Source organism: Sphingomonas aracearum (assembly GCF_003345355.1).
In the GTDB taxonomy this organism is placed as follows: domain Bacteria; phylum Pseudomonadota; class Alphaproteobacteria; order Sphingomonadales; family Sphingomonadaceae; genus Sphingomonas; species Sphingomonas aracearum.
Genome location: NZ_QQNB01000002.1, coordinates 1 through 23,014, shown reverse-complemented (window position 1 = coordinate 23,014; position 23,014 = coordinate 1). Strand labels below are relative to the sequence as shown.

Annotated in this window: 26 protein-coding genes and 1 tRNA gene; 25 read left to right on the top strand and 2 right to left on the bottom strand. The window is 67.9% G+C overall.

Annotation, left to right across the window (positions count from 1 at the left end):
* The first annotated feature begins 52 nt into the window (after positions 1-52).
* The 16 genes from DVW87_RS07250 to DVW87_RS07175 all read left to right on the top strand — a co-directional run bounded on the left by DVW87_RS07250 (position 53) and on the right by DVW87_RS07175 (position 13,357).
* Positions 53-631, top strand: a complete 579-nt coding sequence (locus DVW87_RS07250; RefSeq protein ID WP_114687150.1) for a CvpA family protein — start codon at positions 53-55, stop codon at positions 629-631.
* Positions 628-1,053 carry an iron-sulfur cluster assembly scaffold protein gene (locus tag DVW87_RS07245; protein ID WP_114687149.1) on the top strand — a complete coding sequence of 142 codons (426 nt, stop codon included), beginning with the start codon at positions 628-630 and terminating at the stop codon, positions 1,051-1,053. Before DVW87_RS07250 ends, DVW87_RS07245 begins: the two co-directional genes overlap by 4 nt.
* Positions 1,050-2,810 (top strand): cation:proton antiporter domain-containing protein, encoded by a 1,761-nt coding sequence (locus DVW87_RS07240; RefSeq protein WP_114687148.1) that lies wholly within the window; start codon positions 1,050-1,052, stop codon positions 2,808-2,810. Before DVW87_RS07245 ends, DVW87_RS07240 begins: the two co-directional genes overlap by 4 nt.
* A gap of 72 nt (positions 2,811-2,882) precedes the next feature.
* Positions 2,883-3,215 carry a DUF423 domain-containing protein gene (locus DVW87_RS07235; RefSeq protein ID WP_114687147.1) on the top strand — a complete coding sequence of 111 codons (333 nt, stop codon included), beginning with the start codon at positions 2,883-2,885 and terminating at the stop codon, positions 3,213-3,215.
* Between the two features lie 84 nt (positions 3,216-3,299).
* Positions 3,300-4,022, top strand: a complete 723-nt coding sequence (gene pyrH, locus DVW87_RS07230) for a UMP kinase (protein WP_114687146.1) — start codon at positions 3,300-3,302, stop codon at positions 4,020-4,022.
* Positions 4,023-4,025: 3 nt separating this feature from the next.
* Entirely contained in the window at positions 4,026-4,583 is a 558-nt protein-coding gene (gene frr / locus DVW87_RS07225) for a ribosome recycling factor (RefSeq protein ID WP_114687145.1), read from the top strand.
* A gap of 110 nt (positions 4,584-4,693) precedes the next feature.
* Positions 4,694-5,362 (top strand): polyprenyl diphosphate synthase, encoded by a 669-nt coding sequence (uppS, locus tag DVW87_RS07220; RefSeq protein ID WP_114688125.1) that lies wholly within the window; start codon positions 4,694-4,696, stop codon positions 5,360-5,362.
* The gene (locus DVW87_RS07215) at positions 5,359-6,165 is read left to right on the top strand and encodes a phosphatidate cytidylyltransferase (protein WP_114687144.1); all 807 of its coding nucleotides are present in this window, start codon (positions 5,359-5,361) and stop codon (positions 6,163-6,165) included. The genes uppS and DVW87_RS07215 overlap by 4 nt, the downstream gene beginning before the upstream one ends.
* A 4-nt stretch (positions 6,166-6,169) precedes the next feature.
* A complete protein-coding gene (gene dxr / locus DVW87_RS07210; RefSeq protein WP_114687143.1) occupies positions 6,170-7,327 on the top strand; it encodes a 1-deoxy-D-xylulose-5-phosphate reductoisomerase in 1,158 nt (385 codons plus the stop codon).
* Positions 7,324-8,457: a M50 family metallopeptidase gene (locus DVW87_RS07205; protein WP_114687142.1), complete on the top strand. Its 1,134-nt coding sequence runs from the start codon at positions 7,324-7,326 to the stop codon at positions 8,455-8,457. The genes dxr and DVW87_RS07205 overlap by 4 nt, the downstream gene beginning before the upstream one ends.
* A 59-nt stretch (positions 8,458-8,516) precedes the next feature.
* Positions 8,517-11,243 carry an outer membrane protein assembly factor BamA gene (bamA, locus tag DVW87_RS07200; RefSeq protein ID WP_420822327.1) on the top strand — a complete coding sequence of 909 codons (2,727 nt, stop codon included), beginning with the start codon at positions 8,517-8,519 and terminating at the stop codon, positions 11,241-11,243.
* Positions 11,243-11,977 (top strand): OmpH family outer membrane protein, encoded by a 735-nt coding sequence (locus DVW87_RS07195; RefSeq protein ID WP_114687141.1) that lies wholly within the window; start codon positions 11,243-11,245, stop codon positions 11,975-11,977. Before bamA ends, DVW87_RS07195 begins: the two co-directional genes overlap by 1 nt.
* Positions 11,978-12,003: 26 nt before the next feature.
* Positions 12,004-12,453: a 3-hydroxyacyl-ACP dehydratase FabZ gene (gene fabZ / locus DVW87_RS07190; protein ID WP_114688123.1), complete on the top strand. Its 450-nt coding sequence runs from the start codon at positions 12,004-12,006 to the stop codon at positions 12,451-12,453.
* 10 nt (positions 12,454-12,463) lie between these two features.
* Positions 12,464-12,688, top strand: a complete 225-nt coding sequence (locus DVW87_RS07185) for a hypothetical protein (protein ID WP_114687140.1) — start codon at positions 12,464-12,466, stop codon at positions 12,686-12,688.
* Positions 12,689-12,760: 72 nt separating this feature from the next.
* Positions 12,761-12,991 (top strand): 50S ribosomal protein L31, encoded by a 231-nt coding sequence (rpmE, locus tag DVW87_RS07180; protein ID WP_114687139.1) that lies wholly within the window; start codon positions 12,761-12,763, stop codon positions 12,989-12,991.
* A 48-nt stretch (positions 12,992-13,039) separates the two neighbouring features.
* Entirely contained in the window at positions 13,040-13,357 is a 318-nt protein-coding gene (locus tag DVW87_RS07175) for a PilZ domain-containing protein (RefSeq protein ID WP_114687138.1), read from the top strand.
* Positions 13,358-13,382: 25 nt separating this feature from the next.
* Here the strand turns inward: DVW87_RS07175 and DVW87_RS07170 are convergent, their stop codons facing one another.
* Entirely contained in the window at positions 13,383-14,255 is an 873-nt protein-coding gene (locus DVW87_RS07170) for a DMT family transporter (RefSeq protein ID WP_114687137.1), read from the bottom strand.
* 36 nt (positions 14,256-14,291) lie between these two features.
* Positions 14,292-14,381: transfer RNA gene (locus DVW87_RS07165), tRNA-Ser, on the bottom strand.
* A gap of 90 nt (positions 14,382-14,471) precedes the next feature.
* Here DVW87_RS07165 and DVW87_RS07160 point away from each other — a divergent pair.
* From DVW87_RS07160 to DVW87_RS07120, 9 genes are read left to right on the top strand one after another with little or no spacing between them, the layout of a single operon-like run.
* Positions 14,472-15,503 carry a lytic murein transglycosylase gene (locus DVW87_RS07160; protein WP_114688122.1) on the top strand — a complete coding sequence of 344 codons (1,032 nt, stop codon included), beginning with the start codon at positions 14,472-14,474 and terminating at the stop codon, positions 15,501-15,503.
* Positions 15,487-16,320, top strand: coding sequence for an SPOR domain-containing protein (locus DVW87_RS07155; protein WP_114687136.1), 834 nt, complete (start codon positions 15,487-15,489; stop codon positions 16,318-16,320). The genes DVW87_RS07160 and DVW87_RS07155 overlap by 17 nt, the downstream gene beginning before the upstream one ends.
* A 36-nt stretch (positions 16,321-16,356) precedes the next feature.
* Positions 16,357-17,535 (top strand): D-alanyl-D-alanine carboxypeptidase family protein, encoded by a 1,179-nt coding sequence (locus DVW87_RS07150; RefSeq protein ID WP_114687135.1) that lies wholly within the window; start codon positions 16,357-16,359, stop codon positions 17,533-17,535.
* Entirely contained in the window at positions 17,532-18,161 is a 630-nt protein-coding gene (gene tmk, locus DVW87_RS07145) for a dTMP kinase (RefSeq protein WP_114687134.1), read from the top strand. Before DVW87_RS07150 ends, tmk begins: the two co-directional genes overlap by 4 nt.
* Complete coding sequence (locus DVW87_RS07140) at positions 18,158-19,150, top strand: DNA polymerase III subunit delta' (protein ID WP_114687133.1); 993 nt, start codon at positions 18,158-18,160, stop codon at positions 19,148-19,150. The genes tmk and DVW87_RS07140 overlap by 4 nt, the downstream gene beginning before the upstream one ends.
* A gap of 17 nt (positions 19,151-19,167) precedes the next feature.
* A complete protein-coding gene (gene metG, locus DVW87_RS07135) occupies positions 19,168-20,712 on the top strand; it encodes a methionine--tRNA ligase (RefSeq protein WP_114687132.1) in 1,545 nt (514 codons plus the stop codon).
* The gene (locus DVW87_RS07130; protein ID WP_114687131.1) at positions 20,709-21,488 is read left to right on the top strand and encodes a TatD family hydrolase; all 780 of its coding nucleotides are present in this window, start codon (positions 20,709-20,711) and stop codon (positions 21,486-21,488) included. Before metG ends, DVW87_RS07130 begins: the two co-directional genes overlap by 4 nt.
* Positions 21,485-22,249 carry an MBL fold metallo-hydrolase gene (locus DVW87_RS07125; protein ID WP_114687130.1) on the top strand — a complete coding sequence of 255 codons (765 nt, stop codon included), beginning with the start codon at positions 21,485-21,487 and terminating at the stop codon, positions 22,247-22,249. The genes DVW87_RS07130 and DVW87_RS07125 overlap by 4 nt, the downstream gene beginning before the upstream one ends.
* On the top strand, positions 22,246-22,854 hold the full coding sequence (locus DVW87_RS07120) for a retropepsin-like aspartic protease family protein (RefSeq protein WP_114687129.1): 609 nt from the start codon (positions 22,246-22,248) through the stop codon (positions 22,852-22,854). Before DVW87_RS07125 ends, DVW87_RS07120 begins: the two co-directional genes overlap by 4 nt.
* The last annotated feature ends 160 nt before the right edge of the window (positions 22,855-23,014 follow it).

Sequence of the window (23,014 nt, the reverse complement as noted above, 5' to 3'; positions counted from 1 at the left end):
CACCCCACCTGTTACGCGGCCGGCACGAACGGCGGCTGGAACGTGAGCGCAAATGGGCCTGACCGCACTCGACATCCTGGTGCTTCTCGTCGTCGGCGGAGCAGCCGTAATGGGCGTGTTGCGCGGGTTCGTGACGGAAGTGCTGTCGCTGTTCGCCTGGGTAGCGATCGTGTTCGGGGTGAAGCTGTTCCATGCGCCGCTCGCTTTGTGGCTCACGGGGCCGGTCGGCACGGTGACGGGTGCGGCGGTGCTCGCCTTTGCGCTTATCTCCGGCGTGACCTATTTCGCCGGTCGCATGGTGGCAAACGCCCTGGGCAGCCGCACGCGTGACTCGATCCTTGGCCCGGTGGACCGCGCGCTCGGACTGGGCTTTGGAGCGCTGAAGGGGTTGATCCTTGCGACGCTCGGGTTTCTCGTCGTCGTCATGCTGACCGACACGATGCGCGGCGGCCCCAGCCGGCGCCCCGAATGGCTCACCCAATCCCGAACCTATCCGTTGCTCAATGCGACGAGCGCTTCCATGGCCGACTTCATCGACCGGCGGCGCAAGGGCCAGCCCGCCTTCGGCCCGCGAACCGATCTGCCCAGCAGCGATGCGACGGCGGCCAACGTCAGCGAGGCGCGGCGGTGAACGCTTCCCTGTACCAGAACCGCGAGATCCTGAGGCTTGCGAGCGAGATCCCCTTCGATGAGCGCCTTGCCGACCCGATGGGCACCGCCGAGCGGCGCTCGCCCATTTGCGGCAGCCGGGTGACGGTGGACGTGAACCTAGCGGAGGGCCGGGTCAGCGAAGTCGGCCTGCTGGTGCGCGCCTGCGCACTGGGGCAGGCGTCCGCGTCCTTGCTGGGTGCGGCGGTGATCGGACGCACGCCGAAAGAGCTGGCCGACGCGCGGGATGCGCTGGCGGCCTGGCTGGACGGCAGCGGCGCGGCGCCGGGCTGGCCCGGCCTATCAATATTCGAGCCGGCCTTGAGCTACACGGCGCGGCATCCCTCCATCCGGCTGGCGTTCGAGGCGGCAGCCGAGGCGGCGGAAAAGGCGAGAGGCGCATGACCCACGGCACCGAATCGATGTTGCGCGATGGGGTTCTGATGCTCGGCTTCGGCCTGGTCTTCGTGCTGCTGTTCCGCCGGCTGGGCCTGGGTGCGACGCTGGGGTATCTGGTGGCGGGCGCCGTGGTCGGGCCGCAGATGCTCGGCCTGATCGGCGACGCCGAAAGCAAGATCGGGGTCGCGGAACTCGGCATCACCCTGCTGCTGTTCATTGTCGGGCTGGAGCTCAATCCCACGCGCCTGTGGAAGATGAAGGAGGACATTTTCGGCCTCGGCCTGTTGCAGGTGGTGCTGTGCGGCCTGGCGATCAGCGCCATCATCTGGGTGAGCACGAAGTGGACGGTGGCTGCGGCGTTCGCGCTCGGCCTGCCGCTGGCGCTGTCGTCCACGGCGCAGGTGCTGCCGATGCTGCAATCGTCCGGGCGGCTGCGCACGCCCTTCGGCGAACGAGCGTTTTCCATCCTCCTGTTCCAGGACCTGTCGATCGTGCCGCTGATCACGATCGTGACGGTGATGTCGCGCAACCCGGCGGACCAGAACGGCCCGCCGGGCTGGTTGCTGTTCCTGTACACGGTGGCGGCGATCGTCGGGCTGGTGCTCGCGGGACGCTTCGTGCTCCGTCCGATGTTCCGGGTGATCGGCAACATGGGCGAGCGCGAGATGTTCGTCTTCGCCGCGCTGTTCACGGTGATCGCCAGCGCCGCGTTGATGGAGGCGCTGGGCCTGTCCACCGCATTGGGCGCGTTCGTGGCGGGCGTGATGCTGGCGGACAGCCCCTACCGGCATGAACTGGAGGCGGACGTGGACCCGTTCCGGTCGATCCTGCTGGGGCTGTTCTTCCTGTCCGTCGGCATGCTGCTGAACCTTCAGGCGATCGCCGACCGCCCCTTGTTCGTGATCGGCATGGCCGCCGCGCTGATCGCCACCAAGACGCTGCTGATCTTCCTGATCGGCCTGGTCTTCAGGATGGGCTGGCGCGGCGCGCTGGGCCTGGGCCTGCTGCTCAGCCAGGGGGGCGAGTTCGGCTTCGTTCTGTTCGGCCAGGCGCAGAACGCGTACCTGATCGCTCCCGAGGCCGCGAGCCTGTTCAGCGCCATCGTCACCCTGTCCATGGCGACCACGCCCTTCCTGATGATGCTGACGCGCGGGCTGCGCGAGGAGCCGATCGTCACGGGGGAGCGGGACGGGCCCAAGGCCGATGGCGCGAACGCGCTGGTGGTCGGCTATGGCCGGTTCGGACAGACGGTGGCGCAGATGCTCCTGGCGCAGGGAGTGCCGGTGACGCTGATCGACACCGACATCGAGATGATCGACATTGCCGGCGAGTTCGGCGCCAAGGTCTATTATGGCGATGGCACGCGGATCGATCTGCTCCGCCAGGCAGGGGCGGACGATGCCGAACTGATCCTGTTCTGCGTCGACGACGATCAGATCACGCCCGACATCGTGGAAGCCGTGCACGAGGCGTTCCCCCGCGCCGCGATCTTCGTGCGCGCGTTCGACCGCCGTGCGCTGGTCAAGCTGATGAAGGATGCGCCGGTCGCCGGAGCGGTACGGGAGGTGCTCGAATCGGCGGTGAAGATGGCGCGGGACGCTCTCGCCTCGCTGGAAGTGCCCGCCGACGAGATCGCCCGCGCCGAGGAAATCTACCGCGCAAGCGACCGCGAGCGGCTGCGCATCCAGGTGGAAGCCGGCGACATCCGTGCCGCCCGCGCGATGGTGGCGCAGCAGCAGCCATGGGGGACCGACCGGCCGTGAAGCTCCGAGTCCGTCCCGATCGGCGGGGGTCGGCGCTTTCGGCTTCGGTGCGGTGTTGGCGGAGGTAGAAGCATGAACATTCTGGCGATCCTTGCGGGGCTGTCGGGTGCCCTGGCGGTGGCGGCGGGCGCGTTCGGCGCGCATGGCGCCAGCGGGCAGGCGGCCGAGTGGCTGCGGACCGGCGGGCAATATCAGTTGCTCCATGCCGTCGCGGCACTGGTCGCTCTTCGCTTGGAGGCGCGCGGGCCGGCCTGGATGTTCGTGGCGGGCGGCGCGATCTTCGCCGGCACGCTGTACCTGATGGCGCTGGGCGTGCCGCGCTGGCTGGGCGCCGTGACGCCGATCGGCGGAGCGGCGCTGATCGCCGGATGGCTGTGGCTCGCCTGGAGTTTGCGCCAGTTCTAACCGCGGTTCTTGGCATCCTGCGGCTTGGCATTGCGAGGGGGCGCGGCTAGGGTCCGCGCCGCTTCTCCGTCTTTGTTGGACCCGATGACCGAACCACGCTTCAAACGCATTCTTCTGAAATTGTCCGGCGAAGTGCTGATGGGCGAGGGCGGGCTGGCGATCGACCCCGCCGTCACGTCCCGTGTTGCCGGCGAGATCAAGGACGCGCGCGATGCCGGCTACGAGCTGTGCGTGGTCGTGGGCGGCGGCAACATCTTCCGCGGCCTTTCCGCCGCCGCCAAGGGCATCGAGCGGGCGACGGCCGACTATATGGGCATGCTGGCGACCGTCATGAACGCGCTGGCGGTGCAGAACGCGCTGGAGCAGATCGGCGTGGAAACGCGGGTGCAGTCGGCGATCCCGATGGCATCGGTGTGCGAGCCGTTCATCCGTCGCCGGGCCGAGCGCCACCTCGAAAAGGGGCGCGTGGTGATCTTCGCGGCCGGTGTCGGGTCGCCGTTCTTCACCACCGATTCCGGCGCGGCGCTGCGCGCGGCGGAAATGAAGTGCGACGCCCTGTTCAAGGGCACGTCGGTGGACGGCGTCTACGATGCCGATCCGAAGAAGGTGGCAACCGCCAAGCGCTATGCCACGGTGAGCTACGACAAGGTGCTGTCGGACAACCTGAAGGTGATGGACGCCAGCGCCGTGGCCCTGTGCCGCGACAACAACATTCCGATCGTCGTGTTCAACATCCGCGAACACCACAACCTCGCCACCATCCTGGCCGGCGGCGGTGTGTCGACGATCGTTCAGAAGGAAGGATAATCCATGGCCGCCTATGACAAGGCCGATATCGCCCGCCGCATGGCCGGCGCCGTCGAATCGCTGAGGCACGATCTGGGTGGCTTGCGCACCGGTCGCGCGTCCACCTCGCTGCTCGATCCGGTGACGGTCGAGGTTTATGGCGCGCACATGCCGCTGAACCAGGTGGCGACCGTGTCCGTGCCGGAGCCGCGCATGATCTCGGTGCAGGTGTGGGACAAGTCGAACGTCGGTCCGGTGGAAAAGGCGATCCGTTCGGCGGGGCTCGGGCTCAATCCGATCAACGACGGCCAGGTGCTGCGCCTGCCGATCCCGGACCTCACGGAAGAGCGCCGCAAGGAGCTGGCCAAGCTCGCCGGGCAATATGCGGAAAAGGCCAAGGTCGCCGTGCGCAACGTGCGCCGTGACGGCATGGACGCGCTCAAGGCCGACGAGAAGAAGGGCGTGTTCGGCGAGGACGAGCGCAAGCGCCACGAGACGGAGGTGCAGAAGGTGACCGACGCGACGATCGCCGAGATCGACACGGTGTCCGCTTCCAAGGAAAAGGAAATCCTCGGCAAGTGAGCGGGGTGGGGGCCCTTTCCGCTCCGCGGTCTGCGCAGGGGGACGCGTAGGTGGCGGCCAGAGCACCGCAGGAAGCCGCGGCGCTGCTGCCGCGGCACGTTGCCATCATCATGGACGGCAATGGCCGCTGGGCCAAGCAGCGCCACCTGCCGCGGTTCGCCGGGCACAAGGCAGGTGTCGAGGCGGTGCGCCGGGTGACGCGCGCCGCCCGCGCGATGGGCATCGAGGCGCTGACCCTGTACGCCTTCTCGTCGGAGAACTGGCGGCGCCCGGCGGAAGAGGTCAGCGACCTCATGGGCCTGCTGCGGCTCTTCATCCGCGCCGATCTGGCAGAGCTGGTGCGCGAAAACGTGCGTCTGCGAATCATCGGCGACTATCGCCGGTTCCCGGCCGATCTGGTGGCCATGCTGGATGATGCGCTTGGGCGCACGGCGGGCAATAGCGGCCCGTTGCTGGTGATCGCGCTCAATTACGGCGCCCAGGCCGAGATCGCCGCCGCCGCGCGGAGACTGGCGGAACAGGCGGCCGCCGGCAGCATCGATGCCGCCGCCATCGACGAGGCGGCCATCGAGCGGGAACTGCTCACCCGCGAACTCCCGCCGCTCGATCTCGTCATCCGCACCTCCGGCGAAGTGCGCCTGTCGAATTTCCTGCTGTGGCAGGCGGCCTATGCCGAACTGATGTTCGTGGACACGCTGTGGCCGGACTTCGACGGCGCGGCGCTGGCCGAAGCCGTTGCCGCCTTCGGCCTGCGCCAGCGACGGTTCGGGGGCCTGTGAGCGGGCGCGACGTTCCGAAATCGCGGGAGCTGGCGATCCGCACGGCCGCGGGCGTGACGATGATCGCCGCGGCGGCGCTGGCGCTCTGGGCCGGCGACCTCGTGTTCTGGCTGTTCTGCTCGGTGCTCGGCCTGGTGATGATGTACGAATGGGGCGGGCTGGACAGAGCAACGCCGCGGGCCATCCGGCTGGCGCAACTGGCCGTCGGCGTGCCGCTGGCGATCCTTTCGCCGCTGGCCGCGGGGCCCGGCTTCTTCGCGCTGGGGCTGATCGCGGGCGCGGCCTTCTTCATCGTGATCGTCACCCGCCGGCCGCAGCTGGCGTTCGGCGCGGTCTATGTCGGGCTGCCGATCCTCGCCCTGCTGCTGATCCGGGAGGAGCCGCGCGGGATCGAGTTCACCTTCTGGACGCTGGCCGTGGTCTGGGCGGCGGACACGGGCGCTTATTTCTCCGGCCGCACATTCGGCGGGCCCAAGCTGATGCCGCGGGTAAGCCCGAACAAGACCTGGGCGGGCCTGGGCGGCGGAATCGTCGCGGCCGGCCTGTTCGGCGTGGCGATGCATTACGGCACCGGGCTGCCGCTGCGAATGGTGCTCGCCTCGCCCGCCCTGGCCGTGCTGGCGCAGGCTGGCGACCTTTATGAGAGCTGGCTGAAGCGCCGGGTGGGCGCGAAGGATTCGGGCACGCTGATCCCCGGCCATGGCGGGGTGCTCGATCGGCTGGACGGGCTGGTGCCGGTCGCCCCGGTCGCCGCGTTGCTCGTGGTGGCGCCGCGCTTCCTTTATCCGCTGCTGGGGGCGTAGAAACTTGAAGACCGTGACCGTGCTGGGCGCGACCGGATCGGTCGGCGGCTCCACGCTGGACCTGATCGAACGCGCGCCGGACCAGTTCGAGGTCCTGGCACTCACCGCCAATTGCGACGTGGCGCGGCTGGCCGAGGCGGCGAAGCGGACCCGGGCCAAGTGCGCTGTGGTGGCGGACGAGAGCTGCTACCCTGCCTTGAAGGACGCGCTGGCTGGAACGGACACCGAGGCCGCCGCCGGCGCTGCCGCCGTGTGCGACGCGGCTCGGATGGGGGCCGAGTGGACCATGGGCGCGATCGTCGGCTGTGCCGGGCTGAAGCCGGTGATGGCAGCTGCCGAAGGCGGGCGGACGGTGGCGCTGGCCAACAAGGAGGCGCTCGTCTCCGCCGGTAACGTGATGCTGCACGCGGTGCGGGAGTCCGGAGCGACGTTGCTGCCGGTCGACAGCGAGCACAACGCGATCTTCCAGTGCCTGGACTTCGCCCGGCCCGAGCGGATCGCGCGCATCCTCCTCACGGCGAGCGGCGGCCCGTTCCGCGACACGCCGCTGGAGGCGATGGCCGCCATCACCCCGGAACAGGCCGTGGCGCATCCGAACTGGTCGATGGGCGCAAAGATCTCCGTCGATTCGGCCACGATGATGAACAAGGGCCTGGAACTGATCGAGGCGTTTCACCTGTTCCCGGTCGCGCCGTCGCAGCTGGAGGTGCTGGTGCATCGCCAGTCAGTGGTCCATTCCATGGTGGAATATGTCGACGGCTCCACCCTGGCGCAGCTGGGCACCGCCGACATGCGCACGCCGATTGCGCATGCGCTCGCCTGGCCGGACCGGATGCCGACACCGGGCGCGCGGCTGGACCTTGCCGCGGTCGGCCGCCTGGATTTCGCCGCGCCCGACCCGGTGCGCTTCCCGGCGCTCGCGCTGGCCCGCCAGGCGCTGGAGGCGGGCGGGGCGCGGCCAGCGATCCTGAACGCCGCAAACGAGGTCGCCGTGGCAGCATTTCTCGCCCGGCGCGTTTCGTTTCTTGAAATTGCCGCAATCGTTGCGGATACCTTGGTGCGCTACGACCCGTCCGACCCGGAAACGCTCGATGCCGTGCTGGCCATCGATGCGGAGGCCAGGCGGATCGCGGAAGAGCGCGTGAAGGATTGCGTCGCTTGATCCAGTCTCCCGGTTTTCTGCTGACGATCCTGGCGTTCGTGCTGGTGATCGGCCCGCTCGTCTTCATCCATGAGATGGGTCACTACCTCGCCGGACGCTGGTTCGGCGTGAAGGCGGAGGCGTTCTCGATCGGCTTCGGTCGGGAAATCGCCGGCTGGACCGATCGCCGGGGCACGCGCTGGAAGCTCGGCTGGTTGCCGCTGGGCGGGTATGTCAAGTTCGACGGCGACATGAACCCGGCCAGCCAGCCGGATGCCGCCTGGTTGTCGCTGCCCGCCGCCGAGCGCCAGCGGACGTTCCAGGCCAAGCCGGTCTGGCAGCGCGCCATCATCGTCGCGGCCGGCCCGGCGGTGAACCTGACTGCGGCGGTTCTGATCCTGGCGGGCTTCGCGTTCTTCTATGGCGTGAACGCAACGCCTGCCGTGGTCGGCCGCATTGAGCCGAACAGCGCGGCGATGCGGGCAGGGCTCCGGGCAGGGGACCGGATCACGGCCCTTGGCGGACGGACGATCACGACCTTCGCCGACATGGCGACCTATACCGCTCTGCGCCCGGACGAGCAGATCCGGGTCGATTACGCGCGCGGCGGCAAACCGGCGAGCACGAGCCTGAAGATCGGTGTGACGACCGAGCGCGACCGCTTCGGCAACACCTTCCGCAAGGGCGTGCTCGGCATCCGGTCGGCCAGGCCGGAATATCGGCGCATCCCGTTGTGGCAGGCGCCGGGCTATGGGCTGGCGATGACCGGGGACGTGCTCCGCGGAACGCTGGACGGGTTGGGCCAGATTATCACCGGACGGCGATCGGTGGACGAGCTTGGCGGCCCGTTGAAGATCGCGAAGATCTCGGGTGAGCAGTTCTCGCTGGGCTGGCCCGCCCTCGTCTGGCTGATCGCCATGATTTCGATTAATCTCGGATTCATCAATCTCTTGCCAGTTCCGATGCTGGATGGCGGGCATCTGTTCTTCTATGCCATCGAGGCGGTGCGGCGGCGTCCGGTGACGCCGCAAGTGGCGGAATGGGCCTATCGCGGCGGGCTCGCGGCGTTGCTTGCGCTCATGTTGTTCGTCACGCTGAACGATCTGGGCAGCTTTGGCCTGTGGAAGAACCTTGCCGGGTTGATCGGCTGACGGGTAAGGCGGCTCCGCGCAATGCGGGCGGGACATGATTTTCCTTCTGGGGTGGTGTGGTGACAGCGATCAAGGTTTCTAGGTTCGGCGTGCGCGCCACGGCCGTTCTGCTGACGGGAACGATGCTGTCGGCGACGCCGGCGTTGGCGCAGGCGCGCCAGACGGCGGCAGCTCCGGCGCAAGCCGCCCCTGCGGCATCGACCGATGCGGCACCGGCGCAGCCCGTCACGCGGACGATCCGCTCGCTGCGCGTGGAGGGCTCGCAGCGGATCGAGCCGGATACGGTGCTCAGCTATACCAAGCTGCGCATCGGCGTTCCCTACACGAACGAGACCCTCGATCAGGCGATCAAGGACCTGTACGCCAGCGACTTCTTCGCCGACGTCTCGATCGTCGGCGGCGAAACCGGCGACATCGTGCTGCGCATCCGCGAGAATCCGGTGATCAACCGCGTCATTCTCGAGGGCAACAAGGCGCTCAAGAACGACAAGATCACCAAGGAGATCAAGCTCGCCCCGCGGCAGATCTTCACCCGCACGGCCGTTCGCCAGGACGTGGCGCGCATCATCGAGCTGTACCGGCGCCAGGGCCGGTTCGCTGCGACCATCGAGCCGAAGATGGTGGCGCTCGACCAGAACCGCGTCGATGTGGTGTTCGAGATCAGCGAAGGGCCGAAGTCCAAGGTCCGCAAGATCAACATCATCGGCAACGAGGTGTTCGGCGACGGCAAGCTGAAGGGGGCGATGTACACCAAGGAGGCGGGCCTCCTGACGATCCTGTCGTCCAACACCAGCTACGACCAGGACCGGATGAACGCGGACCAGCAGAAGTTGCGCGAGTTCTACCTGACCAACGGCTATGCCGATTTCCGCGTGACCTCCGCCGTCGCCGAGCTGACGCCGGACAAGCGCGACTTCATCATCACCTACGTGGTGGAGGAGGGTAAGCGCTACAAGTTCGGCGACGTCACCGTTGACAGCGACATTCGCGACTTCAACAACGAGGCACTCGCCAAGAGCCTCGTGATGAAGAAGGGCGACTGGTACAACGCCAAGCAGGTCGAGGACTCGGTGGACGCGCTGAACGAGGCGGCCGGCCTCTACGGCTATGCCTTCACCGACACGCGTCCTGAGTTCCAGCGCGACGGCGAGAGCCAGACGATGGGGATCAACTTTCACATTGCCGAGGCCAAGCGCACCTATGTCGAGCGCATCGACATCACCGGCAACACGCAGACGCAGGACAAGGTGATCCGCCGCGAGATCCGTCTGGCGGAGGGCGATGCGTTCAACAGCTTCCAGGTGAAGCGCTCGCAGGACCGCATCAACTCGCTCGGCTTCTTCCAGGACAAGTTCGAGATCAAGCAGGCGCAGGGTTCGTCGCCGGATCGCGTGGCGCTGTCCGCACCGCTGGAGGAGAAGTCCACCGGCGAGCTGCAGCTGTCCGCGGGCTATTCCAGCCTCGAGCGCTTCATCATCCAGGCCTCGATCCGCCAGCGCAACTTCCGCGGCAAGGGCCAGGAACTGCGCGCCAGCGTGAACTATTCGAGCTATTCGAAGTCGGTCGAGCTGGGCTTCACCGAGCCCTATCTGTTCGACAAGAATATCGCGGTGGGCGTGGACGTGTTCCGGCGCGACTACAACGCGTTCAACTATGTCGGCGACAATCGCGAGACCACCTACAGCCAGGTTTCCACCGGGTTCCAGGTCCGTGCGGGCGTGCCGTTGACCGAATATTGGTCGTTCGCCGCGCGCTATGGCCTCACCTATGACGAGGTCAGCCTCGATCGCTCGACCTATTATACCGACGGCGTCTGCGACCCGTTGAAGGCCGGGCGCTACCTGTGCGACTCGCTGGGCAATCGGTGGACGTCGGCGGTCGGCTATTCGCTGATCTATGACAGCCGCAACAGCCGCCTGCGACCGACCGCCGGGTCGAACCTGTCGTTCAGCCAGGACTTTGCCGGCCTGGGTGGCGATGTGCGCTACATCCGCACGCGCCTGGAAGGTGGCAAATATTGGGGTCTCGGCGGCGGCTTCATCGTCACCGCCGCGGCAGAGGGCGGGTACATCCACTCGCTGGAAAGCAGCCGCGGGCCGGGGATCGACAAGATCCGCATCACCGACCGCTTCTACCTGAACCAGGAGTTCCGCGGCTTCGACATTCGCGGCGTCGGTCCGCGCGTGCAGCGTTTCTACTACACCACCGACTCCAGCGGTAAGCAGGTTCTGCAGACCGGCAAGGACCAGTTCGTGGACGATGCGCTGGGCGGACGCGCTTACTATCTGGGCCGGCTCGAGCTCGAATTGCCGCTGGGTGCGGGCGCGCGGGAACTCGGCCTGCGTCCGTCCATCTATCTCCAGGCGGGCTCGCTGTTCGGCATCACTCGCCCGCTGCCCACCGCGACCTTCCCGACGACGGTGGACGCGAACGGAAATACGGTGGTGCTGCCGATCACGACGCCGATCCGCGACACCGCCGGCAACCCGCTTTATTATTATTCGCTCGCCGATGGCACGGCGGTGACCACCACATGTGCCGCCGGTATTCCGGACCGGTCGGGAACGTGCAACGGCACGGCGCCGAACACGGCCTACACCACCTCCACCGCGCCGTTCCTGGAACGGTTCGTCGGCAACTCTGCCAAGCCGCGCCTGTCGGTGGGTGCCGGGGTGAATTGGAACTCGCCGTTCGGCCCGCTGCGGATCGATCTCGCTTATGCCCTGCTCCATGAGAAGGGCGACGACACCAAGCTTATTACCTTCAACGTAGGGACTCAGTTCTGATGACCAAGTTCAAGTTCATGCTGCTTGCCGGCGCGCTCGTGGCGCCGGCCGTTGCGGCCTCGCCCGCCGCCGCCCAGGTTGCCGGCATCGCCACCTCGGAGTCGGCGGTGCTCACCATTGCCAAGTCCAAGGCCTATGGCGCCGCGAACACCGCCATCGGCACGCAGTACAAGGCGCAGCTCGACCAGATCCAGGCCAAGCAGCAGCAGTTGCAGACGGTGCTCGCCCGGCTCGACAAGAACGGCGACAAGCAGGTCGACAACAACGAGCTCGCTCAGGCGCGCACCGCCAAGAGCCCGGACCTGACCCAGGCCGAGACGATCCAGCGCGACATCGCCACCCAGAACCAGCCGCTCGCCAAGGCGCAGGCCTATGCGGTGGAGCAGATCCTGACGCAGTACACCGCGGCGCAGCGCAAGGTGGTGGCCGATCGCAAGATCAACATCGTCGTCGCGCCCGATGCCATTGTCTATGCACCGCCCGCGGTGGACGTGAGCGCCGCGATCCTCCAGGCGCTGGACGCCGCGGCGCCGACCGTGCAGACGGCCGCCCCCGCCAACTGGAACCCGAACGGGGACACGGTGGAAGTTCTGCAGGGCCTGCAGCGCCTCAACGAGCTGCGTGCGCAGCAGGAAGCTTACCGCGCCGCCGCGGCGCAGCAGCGTCCTGCCGCAGGCGCCGCCCCGGCGACCACCGCCCCGGCACAGCCCGCCCGCGGCGCACCGACCCGGTGAGCGAGGCGGCCGAGGGCAGGGCGCCGATGGGCCCGCTGGACATCCGGCGGGTGATGGGCGCCTTGCCGCACCGCTATCCCATGCTGCTGGTCGACCGCGTCGAGGAGTTGATCCCCGACCGGTCGATCGCCGCGATCAAGGCGGTGACGATCAACGAGGAATTCTTCCAGGGCCATTTCCCGGGCCGCCCGATTATGCCGGGCGTGCTGATCGTCGAAGCCCTGGCGCAGGCAGCCGGCGTGCTCGCGGTGGAAAGCCTCGGCCTCGCCGGCTCGGGCAAGCTAGTCTATTTCATGGCCATCGACGAGGCGAAGTTCCGCGCGCCGGTGGAGCCGGGCGTGCTGCTGCGGCTGGAAGTGGAGTTCGTCCAGAAGCGGGCGAGCGTCTGCAAGTTCGCAGGACGGGCGCTGGTGGACGGCAAGGTGGCGGCACAGGCGAACTTCACCGCCATGATCGCCGACCCGCCTGCCGCCTGACGGCGTCGCGGTGGACGCGATCACCACCTTCGGACTGGTTGCGATCGGCTTCATGCTGATCTGCTACGTGTTCGAGGATCGCGCCCCCGGTTGGACGCTCGCTTTTGCCGGCGGGTGCCTGCTGAGTTCGGCATACGGCTTCCTTCAGGGAGCATGGCCGTTCGGCGTGGTGGAGGCGATCTGGGCAGCCATCGCTGTTCGCAAGTGGCGGCAACGTCTCGCAAAGCTTGCCTGAGGAGCGGCCTCCTGCTAGGGGCCGCGCCTTCGCTGCCGGTCGGTAACCGGCGGCCTCTTGAAAGGATATCCCATGAAGTCCGGCACGCATCCCGAGTATCACATGATCAAGGTGCAGATGACCGACGGCACCGTGTACGAAACCCGCTCCACCTGGGGCGCGGAAGGCGACACGATGACGCTGGAGATCGATCCCCTGTCGCACCCGGCCTGGACCGGCGGCAAGGGCCAGATGCTGGACGCCGGCGGCCAGGTCGCGCGCTTCAACAAGCGTTTCGGCGGACTGACGCTGAAGGGCCGCTAAGCCTGCGTTAACGCGGCGCTTACTCTCGGCGGCATAGCATCGTTGACGATGTTTGCCGCCGAATATGAGCCCGCCCTGGAAAGCACGGACCGGCGCCGCAGCCCGCGCGCGCCGGTTTCTCTTGATGCGAAGATCGGCCGCGGCGGCCTGGACCGCACCTTGTGCAGGGTGGTCGATCTTTCGGAACATGGCGCCCGGTTGCAGACCTATTCCGCGCTGAAGGCGGGAACGCGCATCTGGCTCACGCTGCCCGGGGTCGGCCAGGTCATCGCCAATGTGGTCTGGGCAGACGATTTCCTCGCCGGTTGCCAGTTCGAGAAGCCGCTAAAGCGCGACGTGTTCGACGGCTTCCTGGTCAAGAACTGACGTCTTCTACGATCCGCTTTGTCTGTCACTCGATCGGCAGGGTCGGCGCGGCAGGGCTGCGCTCCCCCAGCACGGTGACCACGCTGCCGATCACGATCAGCACGCCGCCGACGACCAGCGCCAGCGCCGCATGATCCCCGAACACGGTGATGCCGATCAGGGCGCCTACGAGCGGTTCCATGTTGATGAACACGCCGGCCACCGTGCTGCCGACCCGCGTCGAGCCGAGCTGCCATAAAGCGGTCGCCAGAAAGGTCGAAAGCAGCCCCGCCGCCGCGACACTGGTCCAGGTGGCGGCAGACAGCGCCAGCGTCGGGGGCCCGTGCAACGCCAGCGTGACCGGCAGCAGCACCAGCGTTGCCACGATCAGCTTTACCGCCGGCACCGCCATTTGGTCGTTCCCCTCGGGCGCGCGGCGTGCGGCGTGCAGCCAACCGAGAAAGATGAGCAACGCCAGCAGCATGAGCGCGATCCCCAGCGGACTGCCGGCGCCCCCGGGCTTGCCGGCGATCAGCGCCGCGCCAAGCGTTGCGCCGCCGACTCCTGCCCAGGACATCCGGCTCACAGGCTCCCCCATCAGCCGCGCCGACACGGCAACCAGCGCGGGCATGGCGCCGACCAGCAGCGCGGCGAGCGTCACCGTGCTGTGGGCAAGCCCCTCGAACTGGATCAGAAAGGCCAGCCCGTACAAGGCGCCGGCAATCAGCACCGCGGGGGAGCGGAACAGCCGTCTTGCCCGCGCCGAGCGAAGCGCGAACGGAAGCGCCGCCACGCTGGCCACGGCGAACCGCAGAAGGATCAGGTGCGCCGGTGATAGCTCGGCCAACGCGACTTTGCCGAGCGGAAAGCCGAGGGCCCAGGAAAACGCCGCCAGGGCGAGCGCGAGATAGGCAATCATCCCGCGCCCCTGCCAGAGCACCGCATCGATCGCCAGTGGCGGAAGAGGTGGGATTCGAACCCACGGTGAGCGTGAACCCACGACGGTTTTCAAGACCGTTGCCTTAAACCACTCGGCCACTCTTCCGATCGGCTCTGCCTATCGCCTGCGTTCTTTTGTGCAAGAGGCGCGATGGCGGGGGTTCATGTTGCCGCGGCGCTGTGGCACATCGGCGCCATGCGGGGGAACTGGATCAGTTGGAGCGTCGGACTGGCGCTGGCATGCGCGATGCTGGTGCGTCCGGCGGCGGCGCAGGACGAGGCGGGCTTTCAGGCGTATCTGCAGACGCTGCGTGCGCAGGCGGAGGCGCAGGGGATCAGCCGATCGGCGATCGACCAGGTATTCCCCGGGCTCACGCTCAACACGCGGGTGATCGAGCTCGACCGCCAGCAACCGGAGGCGCGGCCCAACGCGCCGATCCCGAGGTTCGCCCCATATCGCCGCGCGCATGTCGATGAGGCGCGGATCGGGCCTGGACGCATCGCCTATCAGGCGCAGCGCGGGCGGCTGGCGCGGATCGAGGCCGAGTTGGGCGTGCCCGAGTCGATCACCGTTGCCATCTGGGGCCACGAAACGAGCTATGGCCGGGTGCAGGGTGGGTTCGACCTGCCCCGCGCGCTCGCCAGCCTCGCTTATGAAGGCCGGCGGCGCGAGCTGTTCGCGGGCGAGTTCCTGGCGACGCTGAAGATGATCGACCGCGGCGTTCCGCGCTACCGACTGAAGGGCAGCTGGGCAGGCGCGACGGGCGGGCCGCAGTTCCTGCCATCGGTCTACCTGCGCCTCGCGCGAGATGGTGACGGAGACGGGCAGGCGAACATCTGGTCCAGCGATGCCGACACGCTTGCCTCGATCGGCAATTATTTCGCGAATGCCGGCTGGCGGCGCGGACAGCCCTGGGGGCTTGCGGTCTCGGTGCCGGGCAGCTTCGATCGGTCGCAGGTGGTCAATCGCCTCGTCTCCCCGCGATGCCCGCGTGTGTTCGAGCGGATGAGCGCCTGGCGGACGATCGGCGAATGGCGTGCCCTCGGCCTTGCGCCGCTCGACAGGGCATGGCCGGACGACCGCGTGCTGGCGACCCTGATCGAGCCGGATGGCGCCGGCGAAACCGCTTACCTGCTGACGGGGAACTACCGTGTGATCCTCGACTATAATTGCTCCAATTTCTACGCGCTGTCCGTGGGATTGCTGGCCGATGCCGTCGAGCGCTGACCTGCTGCTCGTCGCGGCTGCGCTGATGCAGGCGGGAGCGCCGTCTCCTGTGCCGGGCAGCGCTGGCCTCGTCGCGCCGCCCGCCGATCTGCCGCAGGGCGAGGGGCCGCGCGGCACTTCCGGTCAGCAGCGCGCGGATCGCGTCGGGTATGCGGCGGTCGGCGGCGGCGCGGGCCTGCAGGTGGCAACGAACGACCTTCCGCCCGGCAGCATCGCCGAGGTGACCGAACTCGGCACCGGCACCATCGCCTTGGCGCAGGTGGTGCCCGGTGCGGCGGACGGGGGAGTGGTGGCGCTCCTCTCGCCAGCGCTGGCGAGCGCCCTGCTCGCCGAAGGTCCGCGCGTGCCGGTCCGTGTGCGACGGGCGGTGGCGGCGCCGGCAGAACTGGCGGCCCTCGCGGCCGGGCAGGCCGGTTCCGCGCGCATGCCAGCGCCGGCGGTGCTGCTCACGGCCTTGCGGCGCCGCCTGCCTGCCGTCGCCGCGCCCGCCACGTCGGCGAGAGCAAGCCCGGTGCCGCGAGCGGCCGGTGGCAACCGATCCGCTCCGCCTGGACCATCGGCGAACCCCCTTCCTGCGTCGCGGGCGCGGGCGGTGGGCCGGCCGGTGTCCTCCGGCTGGTTCGTGCAGGTTGCAGCCCTGTCGGATGCCGGGCGCGCCCAGGCCCTGGCCGCCGGCGAACATGGCAGGGTGGTGTCGGGTGGAGGCCTGCACCGCGTCCGCCTGGGGCCGTTTGCCAGCCAGACGGCAGCGCAAAGCGCGCGTGACGCCGCCGTGCGCCGCGGCTATGCCGGCGCACAGATCGTGCATGTCGATTGAAATTCGGTTCTCCAGCGTAACGGACCATCCAGCCCCATGAACAAGCTGATCGCCTTTCCCGCCCTTCTCGCCGGCGTTGCCGTGGTGGCCGCGCCGGTGCTGGCCGCAGGGCCGCAGTTCGAAACGCCTGCGCCCGTCGCCTACCTCACCGACCTTTCGTCCGGCGCGGTGCTCTTTGCCAAGGATGCCGACCGGCGCATGCCGCCTGCCAGCATGGCCAAGATGATGACGGTCTATGTCGCCTTCGACATGGTCAAGAAGGGCGAGCTGAAGCTGGATCGCCAGATGACGGTGCAGCCGGAAACCTGGCAGAAGTGGCATGGACCGCAGGCGGGATCGACCATGTTCCTGTCCGCCAACGAGAATGTCAGCGTCGAGAACCTGCTGAAGGGCATCGTGACGCTGTCCGGCAACGATGCCTGCGTGGTGCTGGCGGAGGGCATTTCCGGCACCGAGCCAGCCTTTGTCGAGCGCATGAACCAGACGGCCCAGCGGCTTGGCCTGTCTAACAGCCATTTCGGCACGTCCAACGGCTGGCCGGATGGCGGCGTCACCTATGTCACCGCCCGTGACCTTGCCAAACTCGCCTCGGCGACGATCCAGGACTTTCCGGATCTCTACAAGCGCTTCTACTCGCTGCCGAGCTTCACCTGGGGCAAGACGCTGGGCGCGGGCAGTGACATCACCCAGGCGAACCGCGATCCGCTGCTCGGCCGGGTGGCCGGTGCCGACGGTCTGAAGACCGGGCATACCGAAGAAGCGGGGTACGGCTTCACGGGCTCTGCAGAGCAGAATGGCCGGCGCCTCGTGATGGTGATGGCCGGGCTCAACAGCTTCAAGCAACGCATTGAAGAGTCGGTCAAGTTCATGAACTGGGGCTTCCGCTCCTGGCAAGCCAAGCCGATCGTGGCGCAGGGCAAGCGCGTGGAAAGCGCCGACGTCCAGCTGGGCGACGCCGCCACGGTCGACCTGGTGGCCCCCAAGGCGCTGACCGTCACCGTGCCCGCGGGCACCTCCCCGAACCTCACGGCCAAGGTCGTCTATAACGGTCCGGTCAAGGCGCCGATCAAGGCCGGGCAGCATATCGCCGATCTGGTGGTCGACGTGCCGGACATGGGCCAGCAGACCATGCCACTGGTCGCCGCCAAGGACGTGGGCGAGGCCGGCTTCTTCGGTCGCGCCTGGGCGGGCCTTCGGGGCCTGTTCGGCGGGTGACCCGCGGGCGCTTCCTCTCGCTGGAAGGCGGCGAGGGCGCGGGCAAATCGACCCAGGCACGCGCGCTGGCCGCCGCACTGGAGGCGCGCGGCGTGCCGGTGCTCGTCACGCGCGAGCCGGGCGGCAGCGAGGGTGCAGAGGCGATCCGCGAGCTGCTGATGCAGGGCGACGTGCGCCGTTGGAGCGCGCATGCCGAAGCCCTGCTGTTCGCGGCGGCCCGCGCCGACCATGTGGAAAAGCGGATCGCGCCGGCGCTCGGTGCCGGGACCTGGGTGATCTGCGACCGCTTTCTTGATTCCAGTCGGGCGTATCAGGGGCTCGGCGGCGGGATCGACGATGCCGCGCTGCTGGCGCTGCACGGCTTCGGCTCGCGCGGGTTGCTGCCGGATCGCACCTTCGTGCTTGAGGTTTCCATCGACCAGGGGCGCGCGCGGGCGGAGGAGCGCGATGGCGTCGATGCCGACCGGTTCGCGTCACGCGGGGACGACTTCCATGCCGCTGTGGCGCGGGCCTTTCGCGGCTTTGCCGAGCAGGAGCCGGAACGTGTGCGGCTGGTCGACGCATCGGGTGCACCCGCCGCAGTGACGTCAAGGCTGCTGGCGGGTCTTGCAGACCTGCTGCCGTGAGCCCTCCGATCGGCAATCGGGCCGCGCAGGAAGCGTTTGCGGCCGCTCTGCACAAGGGGGCATTGCACCACGCCTGGCTGCTCGCCGGACCGGAGGGGATCGGCAAGGCGCGCTTTGCCGAGGCGGCGGCGTTGCGCCTGCTCGCGGAAGCGGCGGCTCCGGCCGGGCTCCCGCCGGGTCTGGACGTACCCGCCGGCCATCCCACGCGCACGCTGATCGACGGCGGGGTGCATCCGGACCTGCGCATCCTGCGTCGGCTGCTGAAGGATCCGGACAAGCCGGGCGACTATGCGCGCAGCATCACCATCAAGCAGGTGCGCGATCTGTGGGGCATGTTCGCGACCAAGCCGGCCTTGTCGCCGCGCCGCGTGGTCATCATCGATGCGATCGACGATGTCGAACGGCCGGGTGCATCCAATGCCCTGCTGAAGAACCTGGAGGAGCCGCCGCCCGGCACCATCTTCCTGCTCGTCAGCCATGCGCCCGGTCGTCTGCTGCCGACGATCCGCTCGCGCACGCGGCTGCTGCGGTTGGAGCCGCTGACCGACGCGCAGGTCGCCGAGGTGCTGTCCGCCGAGATGCCGGACGCGAGCGATGCGGAACGAGCCGAACTGGTCCGGCTGGCAGAAGGCTCGCCAGGGCGTGCGCTGGGCTTTGCCGGGCTGCAGCTCGGCGCGATCGATGCCGCGCTGGAGACGATCGCGCACACGGGCGATCGGAGCAATGCCGAACGGCTCCGACTGGCCCGGCAACTCGCGCCAAAGACGGCGCAGGCGCGGTATGAGGCCTTTCTCGACCGCGCACCGGCCTTTCTGGCGCGACGTGCCCCCGATCTGCGGGGGCCGGCGTTGCAGGCCGCACTGGATGCGCAGGGCGAAGCGCGCCACCTCGCCGCCACCGCGCGCGCGCTGACGCTGGATCCCCAGGCGACCGTGTTCGAGATGGCCGGGCTTGTCGCGCGCCTGGCGGGGTTTGAAAGCGCCCGATGATAGGCTAGGCGGACGGCATGGCCGAGCCTTTCTACATCACCACCGCGATCAGCTATCCCAACGGTCGTCCGCATATCGGCCATGCGTACGAAGCGATCGCCGCCGACGCGATCGCCCGCTTCCAGCGTCAGGCCGGGCGCGACGTCCGTTTCCAGACCGGCACCGACGAGCATGGCCTGAAGATGGTGCAGACGGCGCGCGACCGCGGCACCAGCCCGCGGGCGCTTGCGGACGAAATGTCGGGTCATTTCCACGCGATGGCCGACGCCTTGGACATCTCCTATGATCGTTTCATCCGCACGGTGGACGAGGATCATCATCGGGCCAGCCGGGCCATCTGGCAGGCGATGGCGGACGCCGGTGACCTGTACCTGGACCGTTACGAGGGCTGGTATTCGGTTCGCGACGAAGCCTTTTACGACGAAAAGGAACTGACCGGGGAGGGCGACCAGCGCCTTTCGCCGCAGGGCACGCCGGTGGAATGGACGACGGAGGAAACCTGGTTCTTCCGCCTCTCGAAATACCAGCAGCCGCTGCTCGACCTGTATGCCGCGAACCCGGACTTCATCCGTCCGGAAAGCCGACGCAACGAAGTGATGCGCTTCGTAGAGGGGGGCCTGTCGGACCTGTCGGTGTCGCGGACCAGCTTCGACTGGGGCGTGAAGGTGCCGGGCAGCGACGGGCACGTCATGTACGTGTGGGTGGATGCGCTGACCAATTACCTTACCGGCGTCGGCTATCCCGATGGTGGCGATCTATGGCGGTTCTGGCCAGCCGATCTGCACCTGATCGGCAAGGATATCGTGCGTTTTCATGCGGTTTACTGGCCGGCCTTCCTGATGAGTGCGAACATCGCCCCGCCGAAATCGGTGTTCGGTCATGGCTTTCTGCTGAACCGCGGGGAGAAGATGTCGAAATCCACCGGCAACGTGGTCGACCCGCTCGAACTGGCGGAGGCGGTCGGGGTGGATGCCTTGCGCTACTTCCTCCTGCGCGACGTCAGTTTCGGGCAGGACGGCAGCTTCAGCCAGGAGGCGATCGCGGTTCGCGCCAATGCGGATCTCGCCAACAGCTTCGGCAATCTGGCGCAGCGCACCTTGTCGTTCATCGCGAAGAATCTTGGCGGAACGCTGCCGGACGGCGGCCGGGCGGAAGAGGGCGATCGCCAGCTGCTCGACGCCATCGCGGGCTTCGCCGCGGAGTTCCGCGCGCGGTTCGAGGCGCTGGAACTCGGTCTCGCGCTGGAGGCGTGGATCGGCGCGGTGTTCGAGTGCAATCGCTATATCGATGCGCAGGCGCCATGGACGCTGCGCAAGACCGATCCGGAGCGCATGCATGCGGTGCTCGGCACGCTGGTGCGCGCGATCCACGATCTTGCCATACTCATCCTGCCGGTGGTTCCGGCAAGCGCGGCGAAGGTGCTGGACCAGCTCGGCGCGGAGGCGCGCGACCATGCGGCGCTGGGACGCGGCGACTGGTATGACGCACTGAAAGCGAGCGGCTTCACCCTTGCGTCGCCCACACCCGTTTTCCCCCGTCTCGAGGTGCCGGAGGCGGCATGACGTTCGCCGACAGCCATTGCCACCTGAACTACAAGGGGCTGGTGGAGGAGCAGGCTGACGTGCTGGCGCGGGCGCGCGCGCGCGGCGTGTCGGCGATGCTCAACATCGCGACGCGCGAAAGCGAGTGGGATGACGTGCTTGCCACCGCAACCCGCGAGCCGGACGTCTGGGCGACCGTAGGGATCCACCCGCATGAGGCGGATCAGCATCCTCACGTGGATACAGCCAAGCTGGTCGAGCGCGCCCGGCACCCGCGCGTGGTCGGCATCGGCGAAAGTGGGCTCGATTATTATTACGACCATAGCGATCGCGCCCGCCAGCAGGCGAGCTTCCGCGCGCACATCGCCGCCTGTCGCCAAACGCAGCTGCCGCTGATCGTGCATACCCGCGATGCGGAGGAAGATACGGCCGATATCCTGGCCGACGAGATGGGGAAGGGCGCCTTTCCCGGCGTGATCCACTGCTTCACCGCCAGCGGCGCCTTTGCCGATCGTGCGCTGGAGCTGGGTTTCTATATCTCGATCTCGGGCATCGTCACGTTCAAGAACGCGCGCGATCTGCAGGATACCGCCAGGCGTCTCCCGCTCGACCGCCTGCTGATCGAGACCGATGCGCCGTTTCTTGCCCCGGTGCCGCATCGCGGGAAGACGGGTGAGCCGAGCTTCGTGGTGGATACGGCGACTTTCCTCGCCACCCTGCGGGAAGAGCCGCTCGATGTTCTCGCCGCGGCGACCCGCGAGAACTTTCACCATCTGTTCACCAAAACCCGCGCATGAAGATCCGCATCCTCGGCTCCGGAACGTCCTCCGGCGTGCCGAGGATCGGCAACGACTGGGGCGCCTGTGACCCCGACGAGCCGCGCAATCGGCGCACACGGGCAGCGGCGCTGGTTTCCACGGCAACCACGCGCATCCTGATCGACACCGGGCCCGACATGCGCGAGCAGCTCCTGGCGGCACGGGTCGGCACCGTGGACGCGGTGATCTGGACGCACGACCATGCCGATCACACCCATGGGATCGATGACCTGCGCCAGGTCTACCATGCGCTGGGCGCGCCCGTCCGCGGCCTTGCACGCCCGGAAACCCTGGCGCGGATCGGCGAGAAGTTCGGCTATGTCTTCGCCGGTGGCGGTGGCTACCCGCCGACCGCTAGGGTCGAACCGCTGCCGGATGCCCTGACGATCGGCGACATCCACATGTCCGTGGCGGACCAGCCACATGGGCGGATCACGTCGGCCGGCCTGCGGTTCGAAGCGGAGGGCGGCGCGATCGGCTATGCCACCGACTTTCATGAGCTCACGTCCGAGATGGCGGCGCTCTACGCCGATCTCGATATATGGGTTGTGGACGCCCTGCGGAACGCTCCGCATCCATCGCATCCGACGGTGGACCAGGCACTGGCCTGGATCGATCGGTTGAAGCCCGGGCGAGCGGCGCTGATCCATATGGACCAGTCGCTGGACTATGCCACGCTACGCGCGAGGCTGCCGACGACCGTCGAGCCAGGCTATGATGGGCTGGAGTTGCACGCGTGAGCGGCGGCACGGTTCAAGCGATCCTGCTGGCGCTGTTGCTGGTGTTGCCGCTCGCGAACCTGATCGGACGTCGCGTGCCTCTGGCCAGTGTCGTGACGATGGCGCTTGCGTGGATCGCGATCTTCGCCTTGGCGCTCGTGCTCGTCAGCGGGCGCGATCGCTACCGCGCGGTATGGGATGGCGGGAAGGCCTTGTTGTTCGGCCCGGACCAGACGGTTTCCGGCGGTGCCGTGCGGATCGCGATGAGCGACGATGGCCATTTCTATGCCGACGTGCAGCTGAACGGCGTTTCCCGGCGCATGCTGATCGACAGCGGGGCGACGGCAACGGCCGTGTCCCAGGCGACGGCGCGGGCGGCCGGGATCGAACCTCAAGACGCGTTTCCAACCATGGTGGAGACGGCGAACGGCATGGTCACCGCGGACCGCGCCAGTGTCCGCGACCTGCGCCTTGGCGGGATCACCGCGCGCGATCTGCCCATCGTGGTATCGCCCGCGTTCGGGGATCTCGACGTGATCGGCATGAACTTCCTGTCCCGGCTCAAAGGCTGGCGGGTGGAAGGTCGAACGCTGATCCTGGAGCCATTCCCGACAACCCCGGCGTGAGTTTTACATAATGTATATTATCGAGCGCACGTGTTGTAGGCGCTAAATAGAAATGACACTCCTCCGCTAGATAGAAATGGCACAACGAGTGCCAGCGGGTCGCCGGTGTCATGGCCATCCTCGGCAGCGAGGATGTGCAAGCGATGACGGTGCTGACGAT